The following is a 22,198-nucleotide window of genomic DNA, read 5'->3' as shown; positions in this document are numbered from 1 at the left end:
TATTTTACGCGCGGGTCACCGGCGGTGGTTTCGGGGCTCCGAAGCACCCCGCGCGCCGTCGGCCGTGGATCCCGCCTCGCGCCTGGCTCGCACCTGAACCCGCGCCGAACGCTGTCTGCGCCGCAATACGCTCTGCGCGCCATCGACCGCGGAGCCAGTCAGCCCGCGGAACCATCCAGCCCGTGGGCCGCTCAGCGTGCCGGGACGCTAGGCGACGGCCGGAGCCACCCGCATCGCGAACGGCAACAGGACCCCCGCGAGCAACCCCGCGGTGATGGGTTGGGGTACGGCGGCCAGGAGTTTGCCGAACAGCCCGGTCGCGCCCGGCACGAGACTCACGAGGGCGGCGACCACGCGGGCACCCTCGGCGTCGGAGAACTCGTAGTTGCCGAGGGTAGCGCGAGCAGGCGGCTCGCGGTGATCTCCGGGGCGGGGAGCGACCCCACGCCCCAGTGGAACTCGTACGGGTCCCCGCACGCCCGGTGACTGCGCATGCCAGCGAGAACGCTGCGCGCGGCCGCCCGCGGCAGGCACGGTCCGCACGTCCACGGCCGTCCGGGGGCGGTGGGGTCGTCCCACCCCCACGACCTCAGCCGCTCCGCGGGACACCACGGCCCGGTGAACTCGGCGGGTCCGTGGGTGGCGGCCGCGGAACGGCCCGCAACGCGCTGCAGGGCGCACTGCACCCCGCGGGGTCCCGTGCGCACCCACGCGGCGGGAACGTCCGGGGTGCCCTCCGGTGGGTCGTACTCGACCATGAGGAAGTCGTTCCAGAGCATCCCGGCGATGGCCCCGGTGAGGACGGACTCCAGACGGGACCATGGACAGACCGGCGGATCGGGGACGGCGGAGGCAACCCGGGCCAGCACAACACCGATCCCGGCGCGCCGCAGTGCCACCTCGGTACTCGGACCGTGGCCGTGCGGCGTCCTGCTGTGTGACATGCTCGAGTGCCTCCCAACACCGTGATCACGCAACACCCACGGATCGGGTCAGGGGTCCGCGCACGCGGTGCGGGTGCGCCGGGGCCGGCGTGATCTGTGCTCACGCTAACCCGCTGACCGTGCCGGGTCGACAGGTCGGGGGGAGTGTGACTTCCACGGAAAAGACCCCGCGCGGTGTTCCCGCGTGCGCCCGAGCTCGACCGTCGGCGTGATCGGGACCGTGCAGGGCACTCAACGGACCCCGGGGTTCGCTCAGACACCAACCAGCGCGCGGATGTCCTCGGCGTCGAGCGTGGCGGAGAAGAACCGTTCATCGTCGAGCACGGCCCCGAACAGGTCCGCCTTGCGGGCCTTGAGGTCCATGACCTTCTCCTCGATCGTGCCCTGCGCGACCATGCGGTAGACCATGACCTTCTTGGTCTGCCCGATCCGGTGGGTGCGGTCCACGGCCTGGTTCTCCGCCGCGGGATTCCACCACGGGTCCAGGAGGTAGCAGTAGTCGGCCTCGGTGAGGTTGATGCCGAAACCGCCGGCCTTGAGGCTCACCAGGAACACGGGAGCGCGGCCGCTGCGGAACTTCTCGAGCGCCCCCGCGCGGTCCCGCGTGCTGCCGTCGAGGTAGCTGTAGGCGATCCCGGCGTCGTCGAGGCGCTGGGCCACGATCTTGAGGAAACTCGTGAACTGGCTGAACACGAGCGGGCGGTGGCCTTCCTGGACGAGCTGGGGCAGCTGGTCGAAGAGGACGTCCAGTTTTGAGGATGGCGCCTTGGACTCCGGGTCCACCAGGACGGGGTCCAGCGCCAACATCCGCAGGGTGGTCAGCGACTGGAAGATGGTGAACCGGTTCTTGTCGAAGTTGCGCAGCAGGCCCAGGATCTTGGCGCGCTCACGCTGCAGCCGGCGGTCGTACGCACTGCGGTGTTCGGGGTTCAAGCCCACGGGCAGGACGTGCTCGAGCTTGGGTGGCAGCTGCAGGTCCACGTCCGCCTTGGTGCGGCGCAGCATGAACGGGCGCATCCGGGCCCGCAGCCGGGCCAGGGCGTCCGAGTCCATGGCGCGTTCGATGGGACGCTGGTAGTGCTCGGTGAAACGTTTCTTGGACGGGAACAGCCCGGGGGCGGTGAGCGAGAGCAACGACCACAGTTCGGAAAGACTGTTCTCCATGGGGGTGCCGGTGATCGCGAGACACGTGCGTGCCCGCAGGTTCTTCACGGCGCGGTAGGCCTTGGTCCGGGGGTTCTTGACGAACTGGGCCTCGTCCATGATCACCCCGGTCCACTCGACCGAACGGTAGGCCTCCGCGTCCAGACGCAGCAGGGCATAGGACGTGAGCACCACATGGGAATGCGCGGCGGCGTCGGCCACGGAGTCCTTGGTGTGGGTGAGCACGGTGATGTCCAAGGAGGGCGCGAAGCGGCGCAGCTCGGCGGACCAGTTGGCCACCACGGAGGTGGGTGCGATCACCAGGTGGGGTGGCAGCTGCGGATCCCGGTCCGTGGCGCGCAGGATCGCGGCAATGGCTTGCACAGTCTTGCCCAGGCCCATGTCGTCCGCGAGGATCCCGCCCAGTCCGTGGTCCCACAGGAAGCTCAGCCACCGGAAGCCCTCGTACTGGTAGGGGCGCAGGTTGGCCTGTAGGGCCTCGGGGACCGGGGGAGAGGGGATCTCGTGCAGGTGGGTCAGTGCGCGCACGCCCTCGCGCCACTGCTCGGCCTGGCGGGTGTCCGTGGCGAGGTCCTCAAACTGCTCCCACAAGCTCGCCTGGTAGCGGTTCAACGCGAGCGGCGCGTCCTTGTCCTCCTGCAGGGTGCGGGCCTCGGCGATGAGCGTGCGCAGCCGCGTGAACTCCGGGCGGTCCAGGGAGAAGTAGGAACCGTCCGGCAGCAGCATCACGTCCTGACCGCGGTCGAGCGCTTGAAAGATCTGGGAGAACGGGAGGTAGTGCTCACCGACCCTGATGGTGACACCCAGGCCGAACCAGTCGTGGTGTTCGGTGGGCGCGGTGGACACCGTGATCTCGGTGGGTTCGGTGACCTCGCGGTAGGCGGGACTCCCGCCGGTCTCCACGATGCGCAGGTCGGGGATCTTGCGCAGCAGCGGCAACCACACCCGCAACAGGGTCAGGGCGTCCTGCGCCGCGTACGAACTGCGTTTGAAGTCCAACTCGGGGATCCGGCGGTGCACGGCCTGGACCATGGAGGACTCCCACCGGGACTCGCGGGCCACGGGTTCGTCCCCGAGAGGGTCCAGGGGGCGGAAGGGCAGCCGGATCCGTTCGCGACCCTTCTGGTACTCCCACTCCCACTTCACGCGCTCGGTGAGGTCGTCATGGTGGATGGTGAGCACGAACTGCGGATCCGCGACCTGGGGCAGCACCAGGGAGTCCTCGCCCGCGATCACGTGCATGCTCTGGTGCAACCGGGGGAAGTAGGTGTCGAAGAACTCCTCCACACCGTCCTGCGGGACCGTGAGGGATTCGGCGCGGTCCAGGAACGAGCGCTGCTGCTGATTGAGGCGGGTGCCCAGGGCAACCAGGTGCAACGGGAACTGGTTGAGGTCCTCCGCGGTGTCCAGGGCCGCGGGGGGCGCGTCCGGGTAGAACAGGCCGTGACCTGGCTGGCCGATGATCCGGGTCCAGCGCAGGGGGATCTCGTTCTCGCCCACGATGAGCTGGGGGTGCAGGGCGAGCTCGCCGTGCTCGCCGGGATCCACGCGCACCTCGAACCGGCCGTCGCGATCCACGATCACGGGTGCTCCCGTGCCCTTGGAGACGAGCGGGATCCCGAGCCCCCGGGCGCGCCCCAGGATGGGCCACAACAGGGGAGAGGTGTAGCGCTCCATGTGCAGCTGGTGCCGGTCCGCAGCGTAACTGCCGCGGTGCGACTCGGAGAGCGCTCGCAGCTCCTCGAACCAGTCCAGTTGCTCCGCGCTCAGGTGCCCGGAGCGGGCGTGGGAGGCCAGGTTGCCCCAGTCGATGCCGGTGTGCACCCACCCGTGGCGCTGTCCGCGCAGCACCGGACGGGCCGTGAGACTCAGCGGGGTCTCCCGGGGTGATTCCTGCCACGCTTTCGGGGTGCGGTTCTGCACCCGGGCCAGGTCCAGTTCGAGGGCCACGGTGGGTCCGGATTCCGGGTCCGCCACGACCCTGTCGGGACTCGTGCCGGGCACGATCCGGGAGAGTTCGCTGCGCCAGTCCGGGGCGGCACCCGGACCGCGGGCGTCCGTGAACTGCGCAGCACCATCCATGGCCCCTACCGTACCGCCCGGTGCGGACACGGCCGGGCGCCGGCGGGCGAGGGCCGGGGCAGCGTCGTCGTCGTGCAAACCGGGGGCGCGGTGGGATCGGGCAGTGAACCGCCGACGGGCGGGAACTTATAATCGACAGGGATTGTCGTGTTTCGAGCGCGCCGCACGGCGCAGACGGAGGATTTGTGGCTGACGCTGCCGGTTTCCACACGGGGGACCACGCAATGGCATCCGGACCCCGGGAAGTCGAGTACCTGCGCTGGAACGACGCCGTGGCGCGGGCATTCTTCGGCCCCAGGAGGGCCGGGGAACTGGTCCACCTGGACCTGGACGAGAAGATGCTCGAACAGATCGGCTCGGAATTCGGCCTGGACGGCCCGGCCACGCTGCGTGCGCTCGCCGACTCCGTGACGCCGCTGCTCGTGACGGACGGCTCCCGCCGGTCCGTGTTCGACGCGTTCAACAAGCTCACCGAGGCGTGGTACCGGACGTCCCGGCGCCAGCTCGAGGACCTCACCAGGATCGGCCCGCCGCCCATCGTGGCGCTGTTGGCCCTGTTCGCCCTGGCCGGGCGGCACATGTCCGCGCTCGCGGCGCGCACGGGCAAGAAATCCGTGTCCACGTTCTACCTGCCGCTCGCGGTGTTGCTGCAAGCGGGCCAGGACAACGTCAAGGCGCTCGAGACCTCGGTGCGCAAGGACTCCGAGACCTACTGGGACGCGCTGCGCTATTGGCTCGAGGCCTTCGACGGCCAACTCGGGTTGCCGTCCGCGTACGCCGTGAACCACCGTCCCGTGGGCCTCGCGCTGTCCCAGACCCTGTTCGGCCCGTCCGAGCTGCGGCATCTGCACCAGATGTTCGAGGACCTCGAGCTGACCACGGCGCAGGGGATGAGCGCGGCGGAGCTTGGGATCTACATCGACTTCTGGCTCGACATCGCGGACACCGATGTGTCCAAGAGCCTGCGCAGCATCTGGACCAACCCCCTCACGCGCGATCCCGCGTTGCAGGTCGCGCTCGCCCAGTTGGACGCGTGGGAGTCCGCCCCGGACGACGACGCTGCGGCCGCCGCCCGCGGCACGCGGCACCTGGGCTCGCGCAGCCCCGGGTTGTCCCTCACGGACGGCACGGACTACGTGGGCAACCCCATCTACGAACTCGGTTTCGTGGTGCCCAAGCGGCTGGTGCCCGGTCGCGAGGTGGATCTCGCGACCACGGTCGGCCCGCGCACCATGTTCCTGTCCTACATCGGGGACGCGTTCCTGGGGATCTCCGCGTACAACGCCCGCATGACGAGTGACACGCTGCTGTCCGGGCAGCTGCAGATCACCGCGGGGGAGCTCACCCTCACGCGTAATCCGCGGCCCGTGGTGGTCTTCGCCAAGGACGCGTACTCGGACACGTTCATCTCCGTGGACCACGTCCCCGCGGCGTGGCCGTGCCGGATCATGGTGCGCGATCAACCTGAATGGGTGGATCAGATCCGTGCGATCCTGGACGACTCGGCCTCTCCCGACTACCGCGTGGTGGGCCCGGGGGAGAACGGGGTCTGCGAGGGCTGGGTGCTGTTCGACGACGTCCAGGTGCTGCGTGCCGGTGACCCCGCGCTGACCGTCAACGACAACTTCTCGGCCCTGGTACCCCGCCTGGTCCCCGCAATCACCCTGTCCGGCGGGCTGCGGATCCCCGGGGACGTGGACCGGTTCTCGGCCCTGCGGCCCCCGCAGTTGACCGTCACGTCCGACAGCGACGACCCCCTGTCCGTGGAGTGCGAGTGGCGCAACCCGCACTCGTTCAAGCTCATGAGCACCAAGCTCACCGCACCCCGGGTGCCACCGTTCCAGGTGAGCCTGGGCGGTACGGAACTGGCCCGCGAGGACGGTCACCTCAAGCCCAACGACTACACGCTGGTGCTGCGTTCCGGGCGCACCGTGAAGCAGCGCCTCGAGTTCCGCGTGCGGGACAGTTCCTACTACATCACTCAACGCTCCCTGGGCTACGACGGTGAGATGGTCCACGTCGCGGAGGAACCGTTGTGGCCCGTCACCGCGGTGACGCGGGACGAGATCCCGGATGAGTACGTCCAGGGGTCGTTCGACAACATGGACCCCCACGAAGCCACCGTTGACGAGGTCCCCGTGCCCGAGGTCGCCGGGTGGGAGTCCGCCGAGGGGCAGATGTTCCCCGAGCGCAGCAACGAGCTGCCCGAGGCCCCGGACGTGTCCTGCATGGTCACGGGCAAGCACAAAGTGATCCTGCCCCCAATGGATCCCAAGGCCAAGGCGCCGTGGGTGTTCGGGCGCTGCAAGTTCTGCGGGCTTACCAAGCGCTACCCCGGCCGGCTCACCAAGCTTTCGGCGGTGGGCCAGACGGGTTCGGTCGAGGCACTGCAGTTCATCGGCCCGGACGAGGGCGAGTACCCGGGGTCCTGGGCGCCGTTCAAGGACATCCTCACGTTCTTGGGTGGCGGCAAGCGGTCGAGCCTGTCCATCGTGGCGCGCCAGCTCGAGGACTCCGAGCGCTTCGAGGAATGGTTCGTGGGTCACCTGCAGGCCCTCGGTTTCCTGGAGGTGATCCGGGACGAGAACTGGACGGTGCGCCGCTGGCAGGTGTGCTCCCCGGCTTTGACCCAGCTCGTGGACGGCTCCATCCTGCTCACGGGCGGGTGGAAGACCGACCAAGAGGACGCCGTGACGCAGGCGGTCGGGGCCCAGGGTGGTGAGGTCGTGGTGCTGTCCCCGGAGGACCATGCGACCACCATGCTCCAGGATGTGGACCTCGACGCGCTGAGCAAGCTGCTGCCCGAGGGGCTGTGCGACGTGGTCTACGACGCCGGGCCCGTCATGCTCGACACCCTGCCCCCGTTGTCCTCGGTCGTCGCCGGGCTGCCCCTGAAGGAGATGCAGTACAACGGGGTCGCGGAACGCTTCGTGCCCGCGGACGCCACGTGGGAGGCCACGGACGACCGCAACCAGGCGGGGCTGTACCGGATCAACCACCACCACAAGACGCGCTACGCCTACCGCACCGCGGAGGACGTGGTCTCGGGTCACGCCCGTCCCGTGTCCTCGGGGCTCGGCAAGCACCTCGCGGCGCGGGACACCGGCACGGCGTTGGTCAGCTACGATCCCGAGCTGCGGTTGCTCTCCGTGCCCATCGGTGCCGCCCTGCCGGGGCTGTACGCGCGCGCCACGGTGCTGTGCTCGGGGCTGCTGCCCACGCTCGTGGACGAGGACTTCTCCCTGAACTACGGGGACGTCTCCGAGGAGTTCGCGAGCGCCCTCGTGGCCAAGCTGCTGGGCTGACAGTGCCGCCCCGGGCGAACGGGGGGGGGTGTGCTCGTGGGGCCGCGCGGCTGCATTCGGCTGCTGCGCGGCCCTCCCCTACAGTGAGGTGGCGTGCCATGACTAACGGCTGGTAGTAAGGCGCCTCAACCCCGGGTCGTCCGACGTCCGATCCGCATCCCCGACGTGACCACCCACGATTCCTCGTCCACCCGTCACCCATGCCCGGGCTCGTCGCCCGTCGCGGATCCGCCCGCCCCGTCCGGGCCCCTCGCTCTGCGCCACCCCGGTTGCCCGTCAACTGGCGGGTCTTCGTGGCCGCGGCAACCCTGCTTGTCTCGCCGTCCGCCTGGGCTACGGAGGCACCCGAGCACGCCGACGCCGTGATCGGCGGCGTGGTCGCGTGGGTCGCCTCCCGGCTGGGGTGGTTCTACATCCTCACGGCCGCTCTCGTGATCGTGTTCGTGATCCTGGTCGCGGACTGCAGGCACGGCACGATCAAGATGGGCCCGGACCAGGCGAAACCCCAGTTCAACCTGTTCACGGGGTGGGCCATGTACGCCCTGATGGGCATGGCGTTCGGTTACTTCGCCTACCGCTTCGGCATGCCGCTGAGCATCCGCTCCGCTCTCTACCCCCTGATCGGGTGCCGGATCCACGGTGCCGCCGGCGACGCCGTGGACACCGCGGCGCTGCTGGGGACCATCTTTGGGGTGGACAAGGGCATCCGGCGGCTTTCCGAGCTGAGCATCATCCTTGCGATCGGGCTCATGCTGTACGTGCTCATCACCGGGCGCACGGCGTTCCTGCTGGATGCGATCGTCAAGGGCGTGAGCGGATTGCGCGTGGCAGACGCCTCGATAATGCCCGAGCTCGTGACGGTGAACCCGAACATCACGGTCTTCATGATCGGTGAACGCGCCGCCGAGCTGATCGCCCAGGATCGGGATACGACCGCCCACTGAGAACCGGGCGGGAGCGCAGAGAAGCGCTCGACACACGCGTGTGGCCCGGATCCGTTCGGACCCGGGCCACACCGTTCGTGGAGTTCGCGGTCGCGGTGACCGTGTGCGCGTGGACTACGCGGGCATCGGCTCCAGCTTGTAGAAGGACACCCCGCCGGTCACCCGGGAGGCCCCGGGGACCAGGAGTCGGCTGTACTTGGCGCACCACTGGCCGCGCCCCCGTGTGTGCTGTGCGGCCAGCGCGACCTCGCGGGCGTCGTCCGCGAAGTATTCGTGCTGACGACCGTCCGATCCGGTGATCGACACCACGTGCCGGGCGGGGTCCGCCTGGACGGTGACGTCCACCCACTGCTCGCGGGTCTCGGGAAGGGTCTGACGGTCGGGGTGGGATTTCTGCGTTGTCGTGTTCATGATGTCGGGCCTCTGATTTTTCCGGTCGCTTGCCGGAACCACACGTGTGGCCCCGGCCGCTTCGTCATCCAATCCACCCCTGAACCGAGGGTTGGCGTACGCCGAGTTGGAGCTCTGGGCGCGCGGTGACGTCCTTGTCGTTGCGCGGGCGCATCTCGTGAAGCTGCTTCGAGCCTATCCGTGGATTCGGGGGACCAGCCAGGCGCGGACCGAGAATGTCATCAAAACTTAATCAAGCTTCTGTTGAGTAACATCTGGCACCCGGCGGCGGTTCTCATGGGGTGTGCAGGCCGCTGCGGCGCGTGCCGCGCATCCGGGAGGTGACCGTGCGAGCGCGCTCGTAGTGGCCCAGCAACTGCTCGCACACGGCACCCCACGTGCGCTCCTGCACGCACTGGTGGGCGGTGCGCGCGAAGGCGAGGCGTTTGGCGTCGTCGCCCGCGAGGTCCCGGACGCGCTCGCGCAACCCGGCCGGGTCACCCGGGGCGTAGAGCCACCCGTTACGCGAGGAGTCCACGAGGTCCAGGGGGCCGCCGCGGCCCACGGCCACCACTGGGACCCCGGAGGCCATGGCTTCCTGGATGGTCTGGCAGAACGTCTCGTGCTCACCGGGGTGCACGAACACGTCCAGCGACGCCATGGCCGTGGCGAGTTCGGTGCCCGTGAGGAAGCCCTCGAAGTGCGCGTTGGGCAATACCGAGCGCAGCGACTCCTTCCCGGGGCCGGAACCGATGATCACGAGCCGGGTGTCCGGCAGGGCGTCGATCGCGGCGAGGTCCGCGACCTGCTTCTCGGGGGCCAACCGCCCCACGTATCCCACGAGTCGCTTGCCGCCGCCCACGCGCTCGCGCCACGCGTGATCGCGCAGCGCGGGACGGAACCGGCTCGTGTCCACGCCGCGGCGCCACATGTGCACCCGCTGGACGCCGTGCTCGTGGAGCTGGCTGATCGACGCCGTGGAGGGAGCGAGAGTGAGGGCCGCACTGTTGTGCATCGCACGCACGTGGGACCACATGGCGGTCTCCAGCACGGACGCCCCGTACCGGGCGGCGTAACCGGGAACGTCCGTCTGGTACACGGCCACGCACGGCAGGCCCAGACCCTTGGCGGCCTGGATGGCCTGCCAGCCCAGCACGAACGGGGACGCCACGTGCACCACGTCCGGGGCGAAGCGGGCCAGGATGCGCTGCATGCGACTCACGGTGCAGCTCGCCACGCGGACCTCGGGATAGCCCGCGAGCGGCAGGGACGGGATGCGCTCGATCCGCACGCCGTCCACGTGGTCCACCGAGCCCAGGAACAGGGTCTTCTCGTAGGAGGGGGCGATCACCATGGCCTCGTGCCCGTGATCCCGCAGGTGTTCCAGGACGCGGATCACCGAATGAGTGACACCGTTGACGTGGGGGAGGAACTGTTCGGCCACCAATGCGATTCTCACGGTTCCCACTGTGGGCCCGGCGCCTCACGGGGGAGTCACCCGGGGGTGGCCCGCAGGTGAAGTCCGGGCTAACTTCGCTGCCCGTGGTGCGCGGGTGAACGTGAAAAGATGTCCGGTGATGAAACTTCCCTCACTGCCCGGCGTGGTCTCGGGCGTACGCGACCGCTTCACGTCGCACGGTTCGTCCCCCGTGCGCGCCGCCGACGTGCCCCGCCCCGAACCGGACGACTCCCCGGGACTGCCCATGCCGCTCGCGCTGCAGGGCGTGATCGAGCTGCTCGCGGTGGCCGTGGTGGGCCTGTTGCTGGGCACCGTGCTCCTGGGTGCGGTATGGGCTGCGGGGGGCTTCGCGACCATGGGCGCGGGCGGGAGCCTGCAGCTCGCCGGTCAGGTCTGGTTGCTCGCGCACTGCGTGCCTCTCACGATCCAAGCCATCCAGGGCCTGTCGCTGGACGGTGGCGGGACGGTCACGCTCGTGCCTCTAGGGCTCACGCTGATCCCGTTCGGCCTCGCGGTGATCGCGGGCCGCCGGATCGCCCGGGCGTGCTGGCGCGGTCAGTTCCTGATCCCGTTCTTCGCCGGGATGCTCGCGTACGCGCTCTTCGGGGCCCTCGTGGGGTGGCTCAGCCGCACCGAACAAGTCTCGGTGGACCTCGTGGCGGCCGCCCTGTTGCCCCTGGTCCCGGCCGGGTTGGGCACCCTCGTGGGCGGGTGGAGCGCTTCGCGCTCGCTCGCCGCGGTGCTCGGGGCCGACGTCGCGTCCTGGTTGCAGCGCACGAGCCAGCACTCACGCTGGGCCGGTTCCTACGTGTGGGCCGTGATCCGCGCCGGTTTCCTCGCCGCGGTCACCGCTGTGGCGGCCGGTGCCCTGTTGTTCGTGGTGGCGCTCGCGTGGAACTGGGACCGCGTGATCACGGTCTACCAGGACCTCGGTACCGGCGCTGCGGGGGACACCGCCCTGACGGCACTGCAGTTCGGGTACCTGCCCAACATGGTCGTGTGGGCGCTCACGTGGGCCACCGGTGCCGGCTTCTCGCTGGGCACCGGGACCCTGGTGTCGCCGTTCCAGAGCACGCTGGGACCGCTGCCGCAGTTCCCGGCGCTCGCCGCGCTGCCCACCGGTGACCCGTGGCTGTACGCCCCTGCGGTCCTGGGGTTGCCCGTGCTCGCGGGTCTGCTCGCGGGGTGGTGGTTCTGCCGCGAGGGTGAGAACCACCTGGACGACTGGATGGCCATCCGCCTGCCCCTGCGCTGGATCACGTTCGTGCTCTCCACCGTGCTCACGGCGGTGTTCATGGCCGTGGTGGGGGCGGGCCTCGTGACCGCGCTCGCGTGGCTCTCCAGCGGTTCGCTGGGCATCGGCAGGCTCACGGACATCGGCCCGCACGCGTGGCACGTGTTCCTGTGGCTCGGTGCCGAACTCGCGGTGGGCGCCACCGTGGGGTGCCTGGCCGGGCCCTGGCTCGAACGCGAGGGCTACCGTTCCCGCTCCCGCGCCGAGGCGGACGAGCTCCCCGAGTCGGATTCCCCGGCCCCGGAGGACGACGCCGCTGTGGCCCACCACGACGCCCTGCCCGCCGCTGGCGCCGTGCACAGTTCCCGGTCGGCTTCCGGCCCCGGCGCCGGGCAGGATGCTCGCACGGCACCCGGTGGCCGTCCTGGATCCGGGGCGGCCGTCCCGGACGGCGAGGTCACGGCTCGGGATGTCCGGGGTCTGTTCCGGGGCCGCGCGTCGCGCGCTGCCGCCGAGCCCGAGCGGGAGTCCCAGCCCCGCGGCGGGTCCACGGCCGTGGGACGATCGGCAGACGAACCGGGACTGTCCCGCCGTGAGGAGGCCAAGCGTCGTCGTGCGCAGCGCAGGTCCGAGAAGCGCAAGGCCGCGCGGCTGGCCGCCCTCGACGACGAGCGGGACTGAGACGACGATGAACCGCTCCTGGCGCCGACGGGCTCGGGCGTCCCAGGACATGGGACTGGGCCGATGACGAACCGCTCTCGATAGCAATGGACTCGCTGGGAACGGGCGTCTCAGGACCCGGGACCGGCGGAGGTCGGCGAGGTCGCTCCCGGTGTAGCACTCCCCGAAGGGGCAGGGTTCGAGGCGCTCGGCGTGGGCGTGACAAGGGAGGCCTCAGGCGTGGCGGTGGCCGTCGGATCGTCCTGCGGCGCACCCGTCTCGAGGGGCGCACCCGAGAAATGCTTCCACATGTTGTCGTTGAGCTGTTGCTCGCACCGGCTGGTCGAGGACAGCGTGAGGGCCCGATCGGTGCATTCCTGGTAGACCTGGGTGGCCGGCCACACGAGCAATCGGGTGCCACCGCCCAGCGCATTGATCACACCCCACACGATGGCCAACACCGCGAGCACCGTGATCAGGACCCGTGAGGACGAACCGCGGGAACGAGCGAGCGCGATGATGCCCAGCACGATCCCGGCGATGGCGAGCGCGAGCCCCGCCACGGTGGACCACACGTCACCCACCACGAGTGCGGAGGCGAGCACCGCGAGGGCCGCGGCCACCGCGGCGAACCGGAGCCGAGCGCCGTCGCCGTCGGAGGGGTCCCCGGACTGGGGGCCGCGAGGTGAGGGCTTCTCACCGCGCGGGTCGCCGGCGTGCGGGCCTCCCTGCTGCGGGCCGTCGGAGTGCGGTCCCCCTGAGTGGGAACCCCCGGAAGGGGTGCCGCCGGAGGTCGAACCCATCGAGTGCGTGGCGTGGGGCGGCGTGCTCCGGTGGCGGGAATCGTGCATACCCACCACTGTAGGCGAGCCGACGAACCGAGCAGCGCCGCGGGTGCGGCACCGCCGCGGCGCCATCGAGGCAGCCTCGCTGGATAGAGTGGGCCCATGCGTTTAGTGGTTCTGGTCTCGGGCTCCGGTACGAATTTGCAGGCGATGATCGACGCCCTGCACCAGGGGGACGTGGAGGTGGATATCGCCGCCGTGGGTGCGGACCTGGAGTGCGCCGGTCTGGACCGGGCGCGCGCCGCGGGCATCGACACCTTCGTGGTGCCGCTGTCCGAGTACCCGGACCGGGAGCAGTGGAACCGTGCGCTGCAACGACGCGTGGCGTCCTACCACCCCGACCGCGTGGTGTTCGCCGGGTTCATGCGGATCGTGGACGCGGAGTTCGTGTCCGTGTTCCCGCGCCGGATCATCAACACGCACCCGTCCTTGTTGCCGTCTTTCCCCGGTGCCCATGCCGTGCGGGACGCCCTGGCCTACGGCGTGAAGGTCACGGGCGCCACGGTGCACGAGGTTGTCGCGGACGTGGACGCCGGACCCATCCTGGCCCAGGTCGCGGTCCCCGTGGCCGAGGACGATACCGAGGCCGTGCTGCACGAGCGGATCAAATCCGCCGAGCGCACCCTGCTCGTCAACGCGCTGGCGAAACTGAGCTGGGACGTCACGAGCACCGACCCCGATCTGCCCCGGTCGTAGACTGAACCGGGCTCCGGCCCGCCTACCGTCCGTACCCTCGTCCCCACTGGAGAGCTCGTGAACACTGCCGACCTGAACCGTGTGCCGCTCAAGCGCGCACTGATCTCCGTGTACGACAAGACCGGTCTGGAGGAGCTCGCGCGAGGGCTCCACGACGCCGGCGTGAGCATCGTCTCGACCGGTTCCACCGCCGGGACCATCCGCGGCGCGGGGGTCCCCGTGACCGAGGTCTCCGAGGTCACCGGGTTCCAGGAGTGCCTGGACGGGCGGGTCAAGACCCTGCACCCGCGCGTGCACTCGGGAATCCTCGCGGACCGGCGCAAGCAGGAACACATGGATCAGCTCACCGAGCTCGAGATCGAGCCGTTCGACCTGGTGATCGTGAACCTCTACCCGTTCCAGGACACCGTGCGCTCGGGTGCGGAGCAGGATGCCGTGGTGGAGCAGATCGACATCGGTGGTCCGTCCATGGTGCGCGCGGCCGCCAAGAACCACGCCGCGGTCTCCGTGGTCGTGGATCCCGCCGGTTACCCGGACGTGGTGCGCGCGGCCCAGGAGGGCGGTTACGACCTCGCGGCCCGGCAGAAGCTCGCGGCGGCGGCGTTCGCCCACACCGCGGCCTACGACACCGCCGTGGCCACGTGGACCGCCCAGCAGTTCGACCACGACCCCGAGGCGAACTTCTGGCCCCCGTACGCGGGTCTCGCGCTGCAGCGCGCGGAGTCCCTGCGCTACGGCGAGAACCCGCACCAGAAGGCCGCGCTCTACACGAACGACGCCGCGGCGCCCGGGATCGCGCAGGCCGAGCAGTTGCACGGCAAGGCGATGTCCTACAACAACTACGTGGATGCGGACGCCGCCGTCCGCGCCGCATTCGACTACGACGAGCCCGCCGTGGCCGTGGTCAAGCACAACAACCCGTGCGGCGTGGCCGTGGCCACCCCCGGCGCGCAGGACCCCATTGCGGACGCCCACCTCAAGGCCCACGCGTGCGACCCGCTCTCCGCGTACGGCGGTGTCGTGGCGGCCAACCGCACGGTCACGGCGGACATGGCCCGCAACCTCAAGCCCATCTTCACCGAGGTGGTCGTGGCCCCCGAGTTCGAGCCGGAGGCGCTCGAGATCCTCGGGGCCAAGAAGAACATCCGCCTGCTCGCGCTGCCCGAGGGCTTCGGCCGCGATCCCCTGGAGTACCGCGGGGTCTCCGGCGGCGCACTGTTCCAGCAGGCCGACCGCCTCGACGCCGAGGGCGACGACCCTGCCGACTGGACCCTGGTCTCGGGTGACGCCGCGGACGAGAAGACCCTGGCGGACCTCGAGTTCGCGTGGCGTTCCCTGCGAGCCGTGAAGTCTAACGCGATCCTGCTCGCGAACAACGGCGCCTCGGTGGGCATCGGCATGGGCCAGGTCAACCGCGTGGACTCGTGCCGCCTGTCCGTGGAACGGGCAAACACGCTCGCCGAGGATCACGCCGAACGTGCCCGCGGTGCGGTCGCGGCGTCGGACGCGTTCTTCCCGTTCGCGGACGGGTTGCAGGTGCTCCTGGACGCGGGCGTGCGCGCCGTGGTGCAGCCGGGCGGTTCCATCCGTGACGAGGAGGTCATCGAGGCGGCCCAGGCCGCGGGCGTGACCATGTACCTCACGGGGGCGCGGCACTTCTTTCACTGAGCGGCATCCACTGGGCGACACTCACTGAGCCGCTCCCGCCGGGCTACCGCGTTTTCACCCGGCGTACGACGACGCGCGGTCCCGGGCTTCCGGGGCCGCGCGTCGTCGTGTGTTGCGGTTGTCCAGGCGGGCTCAGGAGAACATGGCGCGGTGTTCCCGGGAGAGCTCGATGTAGTTCTGGGCGTTGCGACTCACGGCATGCTGCTCGTCCACGGACAGCTCCCGCCGGACCTTGCCCGGGACCCCGGCCACGAGGGAACCGGGCGGGATGCGTTCGCCCTCGAGTACCACGGTCCCGGCGGCGATCAGGCTCCCGCGGCCCACCACGGCGCCGTTGAGCACGGTGGCGTTCATCCCCACGAGGACGTCGTCCTCCAGGACGCACCCGTGGATGACCGCGTTGTGGCCCACGCTCACGCGCTCGCCGATGGTCGTGGGGTGGTCCGGGTCCGAGTGCACCGTGACGTTGTCCTGCAGGTTGGAGTTCGTCCCGATCCGCAGGGGGGAGCGGTCACCGCGCACCACGGCGCCGTAGAAGATGCCCGCCCCGGCACCCACCACCACGTCACCCACGATCGTGGCGTTGGGTGCCACGAAAGCGGAGCGGGCCACGGAGGGCCGGTGCTGACCGTAGGGCAGGATCAGGGGTTCGCGGGCGGCGTCGGCGCCCGCGGGCTCGGAGAACTGTGTCATGAGCCATAGCATAGTGCGCGCTCGCGCTCGTCACGACGCCGCCGGTAGCCGCCACGCGCCCGGCGCGTGGCCGGGGCTCGGCGCGGTGTGCGCGCGATGAGCAGGCGCGCCCGAGCCGCGCGGCGTTGTCGTACGGCCACGGTTCGGGGCGGGGCTCAGCCTTCGCCGGCGTCGGAAATGAACCGGCGCCGCAAGGCAGCCATGGCCTTCTCGGGACGCCGGGACTCGCGGTGGCGCAGTGACACCGAGATCTTCTGCCCGCCCTTGAGCACGTACTCGGCGCCGTTGACGTGCACCGTGACCGGATCCGCCTTGACCGAGCTCGCCTCGAGCTCCAGGATGTCGTGGTCCAGCGAGACCTCGATGACCTGACCGCAGTACAGGACCGTGAAGTCCACGGCGTCCAACTCGCGGGGCAGGGCGGGCTGGAACTCGAGCCACTGGCCCCGCACGCGCAGCCCGGCGTACGCGCGGGTGATCACGTCCACCGAACCGGCCATGGCACCCAGGTGGATGCCCTCACCCGTTGTGCCGCCCTGGGTGTCGTCCATGTCGATCATGAGCGCGTCTTGGAACGAACCCCACGAGCGGTCCGGGTCGAGCCACGCGAGCACCGCGGCATTGACCACGCGGGACAGGGACGAACCGTTGGAGGAGCGTGTGATGTAGTGGTCCACGGTGCGCTGGATGGCGTCCAGGTCCGTGGTGTAGCCCATGCGCGCGAGTTCCTCGATCAAACCCTCGGGACCCAGCAGGTACACGAGCATGATCGTGTCCGCCTGCTTGGAGAGCTTGTAGTTGTTGGTCAGGTCGCCCTCGTTCTCGAGCAACAGGTCCAGGCGGCCAATGTTGCGGTACTTGGTGCGGTAGAAGTCCCAGTCCAGTTCGGCGAGTTCGTCGTAGCCCTCGAACTGCGCGATCGTGCCGTCCGCGTTGAACGGGACGTACATGTTCTCGGCCATCTTGAGCCACTTCTGGACCTCCTGCGGGGAGATCTCGAAGCGGGACTCCAGGTCCTCGCGCTGGTGCTCGACCATGTCGTGGAAGATGTGGGCCGAGTGACGGAACAGCCAGGACGTGAGCACGTTGGTGTAGGCGTTGTCCTTGAGCCCGCCACCGTGCTGGCCCGCGGGGCCGTCGTGGTACTCGTCGGGGCCCATGACACCGGAGATGTGGTACTTGCCGTCGTGCGAGTCGTACTCCGCGAGGGACGCGAACAGTCGGGTGATTCCCACGATCAGCTCGGTCCCGTGGCTGGAGAGCCAGTCGATGTCCCCGGTGGACTCGTAGTACACCCACGCGTTGTACGCGATCGCCAGGCCCACGTGGAACTGGCGCCACGAGTTGTCCGGTAGCCAGCGCCGGGAGTGGTGGTTGTACAGCTCGGGCGGGGTCTCCTCGCGCCCGTCGGAACCGGACTGCCACGGGAAGGCCGCGCCGTAGAGACCGAAGTCCCGGGCGTGCTGTTGGGCCATAGCCAGGCGCCGCCACCGGTAGGAGAGCAGGGACCGGGTCACGTGCGGCTGACGCATGTTGATCACGGGCAGGATGAACAGCTCGTCCCAGAAGATGTGGCCGCGGTAGCCCTCACCGTGCAGACCGCGGGCGGGGATGCCGGCGTCCCGCAGGGACAGGTGGGGGGCCAGGGTCTGGGCCGCGTGGAACAGGTGGGTGCGCACCGCGAGCTGGGTGGCCACGTGCTCGGGGGTGTCCTCCGCGGCCTCCAGGGTGACCTCGTAGCGGTCCCACAACCGGGCCCACTCGATCTCGTGAGAGGCCAGCAGCTTACGCACCCCGAACGGCGTGCGGTTAAGCTCGGCGAGCGCTCCCTCGCGGGGGGAACCGATCGCGGCGTCGCGGCTCGTGACCACCGCGGTCGTGCTGTCCACGAGCACGGGGTTGTGCGGGTCGATCTGCACCGTGTAGCGGCGGAACTCGATCCCGCCGGGGCGCACCTCGCGGCGCTCGCGCACGGGGGTTTCGGACTCGATGCGCGTGCGCTGGGCCATCGCGATCTCGATTTTGGACTGGGAGGTGCGCACGAGGGACAGCAGGGTCTCGTGCTCGTCCGGCAGGGTCGTGGACTCGAGCAGCGCGAGGTGGTGGGCGTTGAGTTCCCGGTACTCGGCCACGCCGCTGTTGGTCACGGCGGGGTCCACACCGGTGCGCACGTGCAACCGCCCGCTGAATCCACGCGAGACGATCCGGGTCTCCTGGGCGCCCAGGTGGCGGTAGCGCAGGGACACCAGGCGGCGCTGGGTGATCTCCAGGCTGCGCGGGGGTTGGTCCGCGCCGGGGTCCTCGTCCGCTTCCGTGAGCACGAGCGTGCGGGTCAGCAGACCGCGGCGCAGGTCCAGTTCCACGCGTTCCTCGGAGGGCTTCATTCCGCCCTCGGACCACCACTGGCCCTCCGCGAAACGCAGGTCCAGGTGCAGCCAGTTGGGCACGTTGACCATGGACTCGTGTTCCACGTCCCGGCCGTTGATGTGGCTGAGCACCCGGTTGAACACGCCGGCCAGGTAGGTTCCGGGGTAGTGGACGGTGTTCGCGGCGAACTCACAGGCCGCGCCGCGCACGCCCATGTAGCCGTTGGCCAGGGTCAGCAGGGCCTCGCGGCGGGGCTCGGTGGCGGGGTCGAAACCGTCGAACACGAGCGCCCACGGGTCGTCCCGGCGCGCGCCCAGGTCCAGCTCGGCGACGTCGTTGAGCACCACGTGGGCGCCCGCGCGGTAGAGCCGTTCCCGGGCACCGTCCCGGTTGATCCCCACGACCAGGCCGAAGTCGCCGGCGGCACCGGCCTGGACGCCGGCCACGGCGTCCTCCACGACGACGCTCTCGCCGGGGGCCACGCCCAGCAGGCGTGCGCACTCGAGGAAGGTGTCCGGGGCGGGCTTGCCCGGCAGGTCGTGCGAGGCGGCCCAATTGCCGTCCACGATGCGGTCGAACAAGTGCTGCAACCCGGCGGCCTCGAGGACCACGGCGCTGTTGCGGCTCGCGGTCACCAGCCCCACGGGCACACCGCCCTCGCGCAGCCGCTCGATCAGGGCCACGGTGCCCGTGAACACGCGCACACCGTGCTCGCGCAGCTCCTCGTGGAAGAAGCCGTCCTTCGCGGCGGCCTGGCCCTGCACGGTCCAGTCACCCGGCTGCGGGTCCTCGTGGCTCTGGGCCTCGGGGAGCATGGTCCCGCGGGCGGCGAGCAACGCGCGGACGCCGTCCTCGCGACGTCGTCCGTCCACGTACGTGCGGTAGTCACCGCCCATGTCGAACGGGCGCCGGTCCACCTCGGTGGCCGGAGCTACGGGCTCGAGGCGGGGATCGGTCAGCAACCGGTCGAAGAGCTTCTGCCACGCGCGGGCGTGCACCCCGGCGGTATCGGTCACCACACCGTCCATGTCGAAGATCACGGCGGCGTACGGGGTGCGCACCACGTCCACGGGTTCCGGCGGCGACTGGCCGTCGGTGATGCGCGGCATGGAAGCGGTGAACGGGGCGGTGGGAAGAACGTTCACGGCGCGAGATCTCCTAACACGAAGGATCAGGACGTGGGGCGGGACGATGCGAATGCTCGCGCTCGCTGAGCGAGAGCGGCAGACCGGCTGCGCTGTGACGGCTGCCGCGCGCAGGGGGTACGCACGCGGTACGGGTACACATGCTACCCGCATTCGCTCCCCGGGCGGGACCCGCCCGCCGAGGGCCCGGACGATCCAGAAACTCTACGAGCATCGCCGCGCTCGTGCCCCCGCCGTGCTGAGGCGCAACACCGCGACGCGCGGATATGCTGGAGCGGACCCTCCCGCGCACAAAGAAGGTGGAGCATGACGGAATCCCTGGGACACCCTGTGACCAATCAGCCGCTGTCGGAGGTGGACCCGGACGTCGCACGGGCCATCGAGGACGAACTGGGGCGCCAGCGCTCCACGCTCGAGATGATCGCGTCGGAGAACTTCGCGCCGCGTGCCGTGCTCGAGGCGCAGGGCTCGGTGCTCACGAACAAGTACGCGGAGGGCTACCCCGGCCGTCGCTACTACGGCGGTTGCGAGTACGTGGACGTCGTGGAGAACCTCGCTCGTGACCGCGCGTGCGAACTGTTCGGGGCGGATCACGCGAACGTGCAGCCGCACTCGGGCGCCCAGGCGAACACCGCCGTGATGGCCGCGCTCATGCAGCCCGGTGACACCCTCATGGGGCTGTCCCTGGCCCACGGTGGGCACCTGACCCACGGCATGAAGATCAATGTCTCGGGCAAGCTCTACAACATCGCCGCGTACGAGGTGGACCCGGACACCTACCGCATCGACATGGACAAGGTGCGCGAGCAGGCACTGCAGGCCCGGCCGAACGTGATCGTGGCCGGTTGGTCCGCCTACTCGCGCCAGCTGGACTTCGAGGCGTTCCGCTCGATCGCGGACGAGGTGGATGCCAAGCTGTGGGTGGACATGGCCCACTTCGCGGGTCTCGTGGCCGCGGGGCTGCACCCCAACCCGGTGCCCCACGCGCACGTGACCACCTCCACGGTGCATAAGACCCTCGCGGGCCCGCGCTCCGGTGTGATCCTCGCGGAAGCGGACCTCAAGAAGAAGGTCGATTCCGCAGTGTTCCCCGGCCAGCAGGGCGGGCCCCTCATGCACGCGATCGCGGCCAAGGCCGTGGCGTTCAAGATCGCCGCCACCGAGGAGTTCCGCGAGCGCCAGCAGCGCACGATCGAGGGCGCGCAGATCCTCTCCGAGCGGTTGAACTCCCCGGATCTCGCGGAGCACGGTGTGTCCGTGCTGACCGGCGGCACGGACGTGCACCTGGTCCTCGTGGACCTGCGCCACTCCGAGCTGGACGGCAAGCAGGCCGAGGACCTGCTGCACCAGGCGGGGATCACGGTCAACCGCAACGCGGTGCCGTGGGACCCCCGCCCGCCCATGACCACGTCCGGGCTGCGTATCGGGACCCCGGCGCTCGCGACCCGCGGTTTCGGCGCGGGCGAGTTCGAGGAGGTCGCGGACGTGATCGCCGAGGCCCTCAAGCCCGGTGCGGACGTCTCTGCCCTGCGCTCGCGCGTGGACGCCCTGACCGAGCAGTTCCCGCTGTACCCCGGCCTCGAGGAGTGGTGAGATGACGGCCCAGGTCCTCGACGGCAAGGCGACCGCGGCCCGGATCAAGGAAGAACTGACCGAGCGCGTGGCCGCACTGCGCGAACGGGACGTGGTGCCCGGTCTCGGGACCGTGATCGTGGGCGACGATCCCGCCTCGCACTCGTACGTGGCGGGCAAGCACCGCGACTGCGAGCAGGTGGGGATCGCCTCGATCCGTAAGGAACTGCCCGCGGACGCGTCCCAGGAGGAGCTCGAGCGCGTCATCGACGAGCTCAACGACGATCCCCGGTGCACGGGGTACATCGTGCAGTTGCCCCTGCCGCCGCACATGGACACCAACGCCGTGCTCGAGCGCATCGATCCCGCGAAGGACGCCGACGGGTTGCACCCCACGAACCTGGGGCGGCTGGTGCTCAACGTCAACGAGCCCATCACGTCCCCGCTGCCGTGCACGCCGCACGGGATCGTGGAGCTGCTCACGCGTCACGGGGTGGACCTCGCGGGGCGCCACGTGCTGGTGATCGGCCGCGGTGTGACCGTGGGTCGGCCCATCGGTCTGTTGCTGACCCGCCGGGAGATCAACGCGACCGTGACCCTGGCCCACACGGGCACCCGCAACCTGCCCGAGCTGCTCGCGCAAGCGGACGTCGTGGTGGCCGCGGCGGGGCGCCCGCACATGATCGGGGCGGACCAGATCAAGCAGGGTGCCGTCCTGCTCGACGTGGGTGTCTCCCGGGTCGAGGACACGGAGACCGGCAAGAAGAAGCTCACGGGGGACATCGACCCGGCCGCCGCCGAGCGCGCCTCGTGGCTGTCGCCCAACCCCGGGGGCGTGGGTCCCATGACCCGGGCCATGTTGCTCGTCAACGTGGTGGAGTCCTGCGAACGGGCCGTCGAGTCGGCCTGATCCCGTAGCCTTCCGGTCACGACGCCGCGCGGCCGTCTCGTTCGTTCGAGCCGGCCGCGCGGCGGCGTCGTCCCCGGGGTCTGTGCGGTACGCGGGCGGCCGTAAAGCCCGGGAGTCCGC

15 protein-coding genes and 1 riboswitch are annotated in these 22,198 nt (G+C 70.1%); of the genes, 7 read left to right on the top strand and 8 right to left on the bottom strand.

Annotated elements, in window-relative coordinates; genetic code table 11:
- Nucleotides 1-207 precede the first annotated feature (207 nt).
- The 3 genes from ACW9PK_RS02670 to ACW9PK_RS02660 form a co-directional block, all read right to left on the bottom strand.
- Nucleotides 208-354, bottom strand: a complete 147-nt coding sequence (locus ACW9PK_RS02670; protein WP_240505687.1) for a benzoate/H(+) symporter BenE family transporter — start codon at nt 352-354, stop codon at nt 208-210.
- Entirely contained in the window at nt 336-944 is a 609-nt protein-coding gene (locus ACW9PK_RS02665) for a hypothetical protein (RefSeq protein WP_457016395.1), read from the bottom strand. The genes ACW9PK_RS02670 and ACW9PK_RS02665 overlap by 19 nt, the downstream gene beginning before the upstream one ends.
- Before the next feature lie 252 nt (nt 945-1,196).
- On the bottom strand, nt 1,197-4,190 hold the full coding sequence (locus ACW9PK_RS02660) for a DEAD/DEAH box helicase (RefSeq protein WP_457016394.1): 2,994 nt from the start codon (nt 4,188-4,190) through the stop codon (nt 1,197-1,199).
- A 224-nt stretch (nt 4,191-4,414) separates the two neighbouring features.
- Here ACW9PK_RS02660 and ACW9PK_RS02655 point away from each other — a divergent pair, with 224 nt between their 5' ends.
- Both ACW9PK_RS02655 and ACW9PK_RS02650 read left to right on the top strand, forming a co-directional pair.
- Nucleotides 4,415-7,495 carry a hypothetical protein gene (locus ACW9PK_RS02655; RefSeq protein WP_367402952.1) on the top strand — a complete coding sequence of 1,027 codons (3,081 nt, stop codon included), beginning with the start codon at nt 4,415-4,417 and terminating at the stop codon, nt 7,493-7,495.
- Between the two features lie 293 nt (nt 7,496-7,788).
- The gene (locus ACW9PK_RS02650; protein ID WP_457016393.1) at nt 7,789-8,439 is read left to right on the top strand and encodes a BCCT family transporter; all 651 of its coding nucleotides are present in this window, start codon (nt 7,789-7,791) and stop codon (nt 8,437-8,439) included.
- A 114-nt stretch (nt 8,440-8,553) separates the two neighbouring features.
- On the opposite strand, the gene ACW9PK_RS02645 is transcribed toward ACW9PK_RS02650, so the two are convergent.
- Together ACW9PK_RS02645 and ACW9PK_RS02640 are read right to left on the bottom strand one after the other, a co-directional pair.
- Nucleotides 8,554-8,850, bottom strand: coding sequence for a hypothetical protein (locus tag ACW9PK_RS02645; protein WP_457016392.1), 297 nt, complete (start codon nt 8,848-8,850; stop codon nt 8,554-8,556).
- Between the two features lie 20 nt (nt 8,851-8,870).
- Nucleotides 8,871-9,013: riboswitch (SAM riboswitch) on the bottom strand.
- Nucleotides 9,014-9,124: 111 nt separating this feature from the next.
- A complete protein-coding gene (locus ACW9PK_RS02640; RefSeq protein ID WP_457016391.1) occupies nt 9,125-10,288 on the bottom strand; it encodes a glycosyltransferase family 4 protein in 1,164 nt (387 codons plus the stop codon).
- 118 nt (nt 10,289-10,406) lie between these two features.
- Here ACW9PK_RS02640 and ACW9PK_RS02635 point away from each other — a divergent pair, with 118 nt between their 5' ends.
- Nucleotides 10,407-12,203 (top strand): cell division protein PerM, encoded by a 1,797-nt coding sequence (locus tag ACW9PK_RS02635; RefSeq protein WP_457016390.1) that lies wholly within the window; start codon nt 10,407-10,409, stop codon nt 12,201-12,203.
- A gap of 110 nt (nt 12,204-12,313) precedes the next feature.
- On the opposite strand, the gene ACW9PK_RS02630 is transcribed toward ACW9PK_RS02635, so the two are convergent.
- Nucleotides 12,314-13,033 (bottom strand): DUF308 domain-containing protein, encoded by a 720-nt coding sequence (locus ACW9PK_RS02630; RefSeq protein WP_368835715.1) that lies wholly within the window; start codon nt 13,031-13,033, stop codon nt 12,314-12,316.
- 96 nt (nt 13,034-13,129) lie between these two features.
- Between ACW9PK_RS02630 and purN the strand changes: the two genes are divergently transcribed.
- Both purN and purH read left to right on the top strand, forming a co-directional pair.
- A complete protein-coding gene (gene purN / locus ACW9PK_RS02625) occupies nt 13,130-13,723 on the top strand; it encodes a phosphoribosylglycinamide formyltransferase (protein WP_085107030.1) in 594 nt (197 codons plus the stop codon).
- A 57-nt stretch (nt 13,724-13,780) separates the two neighbouring features.
- Nucleotides 13,781-15,391, top strand: coding sequence for a bifunctional phosphoribosylaminoimidazolecarboxamide formyltransferase/IMP cyclohydrolase (purH, locus tag ACW9PK_RS02620; RefSeq protein ID WP_239318984.1), 1,611 nt, complete (start codon nt 13,781-13,783; stop codon nt 15,389-15,391).
- A gap of 132 nt (nt 15,392-15,523) precedes the next feature.
- Here the strand turns inward: purH and ACW9PK_RS02615 are convergent, their stop codons facing one another.
- Nucleotides 15,524-16,084 carry a gamma carbonic anhydrase family protein gene (locus ACW9PK_RS02615; protein WP_052160784.1) on the bottom strand — a complete coding sequence of 187 codons (561 nt, stop codon included), beginning with the start codon at nt 16,082-16,084 and terminating at the stop codon, nt 15,524-15,526.
- Nucleotides 16,085-16,239: 155 nt separating this feature from the next.
- On the bottom strand, nt 16,240-19,596 hold the full coding sequence (locus tag ACW9PK_RS02610) for a beta-phosphoglucomutase family hydrolase (protein ID WP_144998687.1): 3,357 nt from the start codon (nt 19,594-19,596) through the stop codon (nt 16,240-16,242).
- Between the two features lie 306 nt (nt 19,597-19,902).
- Here ACW9PK_RS02610 and glyA point away from each other — a divergent pair, with 306 nt between their 5' ends.
- Together glyA and ACW9PK_RS02600 are read left to right on the top strand one after the other, a co-directional pair.
- Entirely contained in the window at nt 19,903-21,189 is a 1,287-nt protein-coding gene (glyA, locus tag ACW9PK_RS02605) for a serine hydroxymethyltransferase (RefSeq protein WP_064847189.1), read from the top strand.
- A gap of 1 nt (nt 21,190) precedes the next feature.
- Nucleotides 21,191-22,078 (top strand): bifunctional methylenetetrahydrofolate dehydrogenase/methenyltetrahydrofolate cyclohydrolase, encoded by an 888-nt coding sequence (locus ACW9PK_RS02600; protein ID WP_367404316.1) that lies wholly within the window; start codon nt 21,191-21,193, stop codon nt 22,076-22,078.
- The last annotated feature ends 120 nt before the right edge of the window (nt 22,079-22,198 follow it).

The sequence above is a fragment of the Kocuria sp. MNB10 genome, assembly GCF_054073685.1.
Note: the sequence above shows the minus strand (reverse complement) of the source record. Positions and strands in the feature narration are given on the sequence as shown.

Excerpts from the sequence above, each read along its gene's own strand:
- ACW9PK_RS02665 (WP_457016395.1), bottom strand. The coding sequence starts at position 944 with ATGTCACACAGCAGGACGCCGCACGGCCACGGTCCGAGTACCGAGGTG.
- ACW9PK_RS02660 (WP_457016394.1), bottom strand. The coding sequence starts at position 4,190 with ATGGATGGTGCTGCGCAGTTCACGGACGCCCGCGGTCCGGGTGCCGCC.
- ACW9PK_RS02655 (WP_367402952.1), top strand. The coding sequence starts at position 4,415 with ATGGCATCCGGACCCCGGGAAGTCGAGTACCTGCGCTGGAACGACGCC.
- ACW9PK_RS02645 (WP_457016392.1), bottom strand. The coding sequence starts at position 8,850 with ATGAACACGACAACGCAGAAATCCCACCCCGACCGTCAGACCCTTCCC.
- ACW9PK_RS02635 (WP_457016390.1), top strand. The coding sequence starts at position 10,407 with ATGAAACTTCCCTCACTGCCCGGCGTGGTCTCGGGCGTACGCGACCGC.
- ACW9PK_RS02630 (WP_368835715.1), bottom strand. The coding sequence starts at position 13,033 with ATGCACGATTCCCGCCACCGGAGCACGCCGCCCCACGCCACGCACTCG.
- purN (WP_085107030.1), top strand. The coding sequence starts at position 13,130 with ATGCGTTTAGTGGTTCTGGTCTCGGGCTCCGGTACGAATTTGCAGGCG.
- ACW9PK_RS02615 (WP_052160784.1), bottom strand. The coding sequence starts at position 16,084 with ATGACACAGTTCTCCGAGCCCGCGGGCGCCGACGCCGCCCGCGAACCC.
- glyA (WP_064847189.1), top strand. The coding sequence starts at position 19,903 with ATGACGGAATCCCTGGGACACCCTGTGACCAATCAGCCGCTGTCGGAG.
- ACW9PK_RS02600 (WP_367404316.1), top strand. The coding sequence starts at position 21,191 with ATGACGGCCCAGGTCCTCGACGGCAAGGCGACCGCGGCCCGGATCAAG.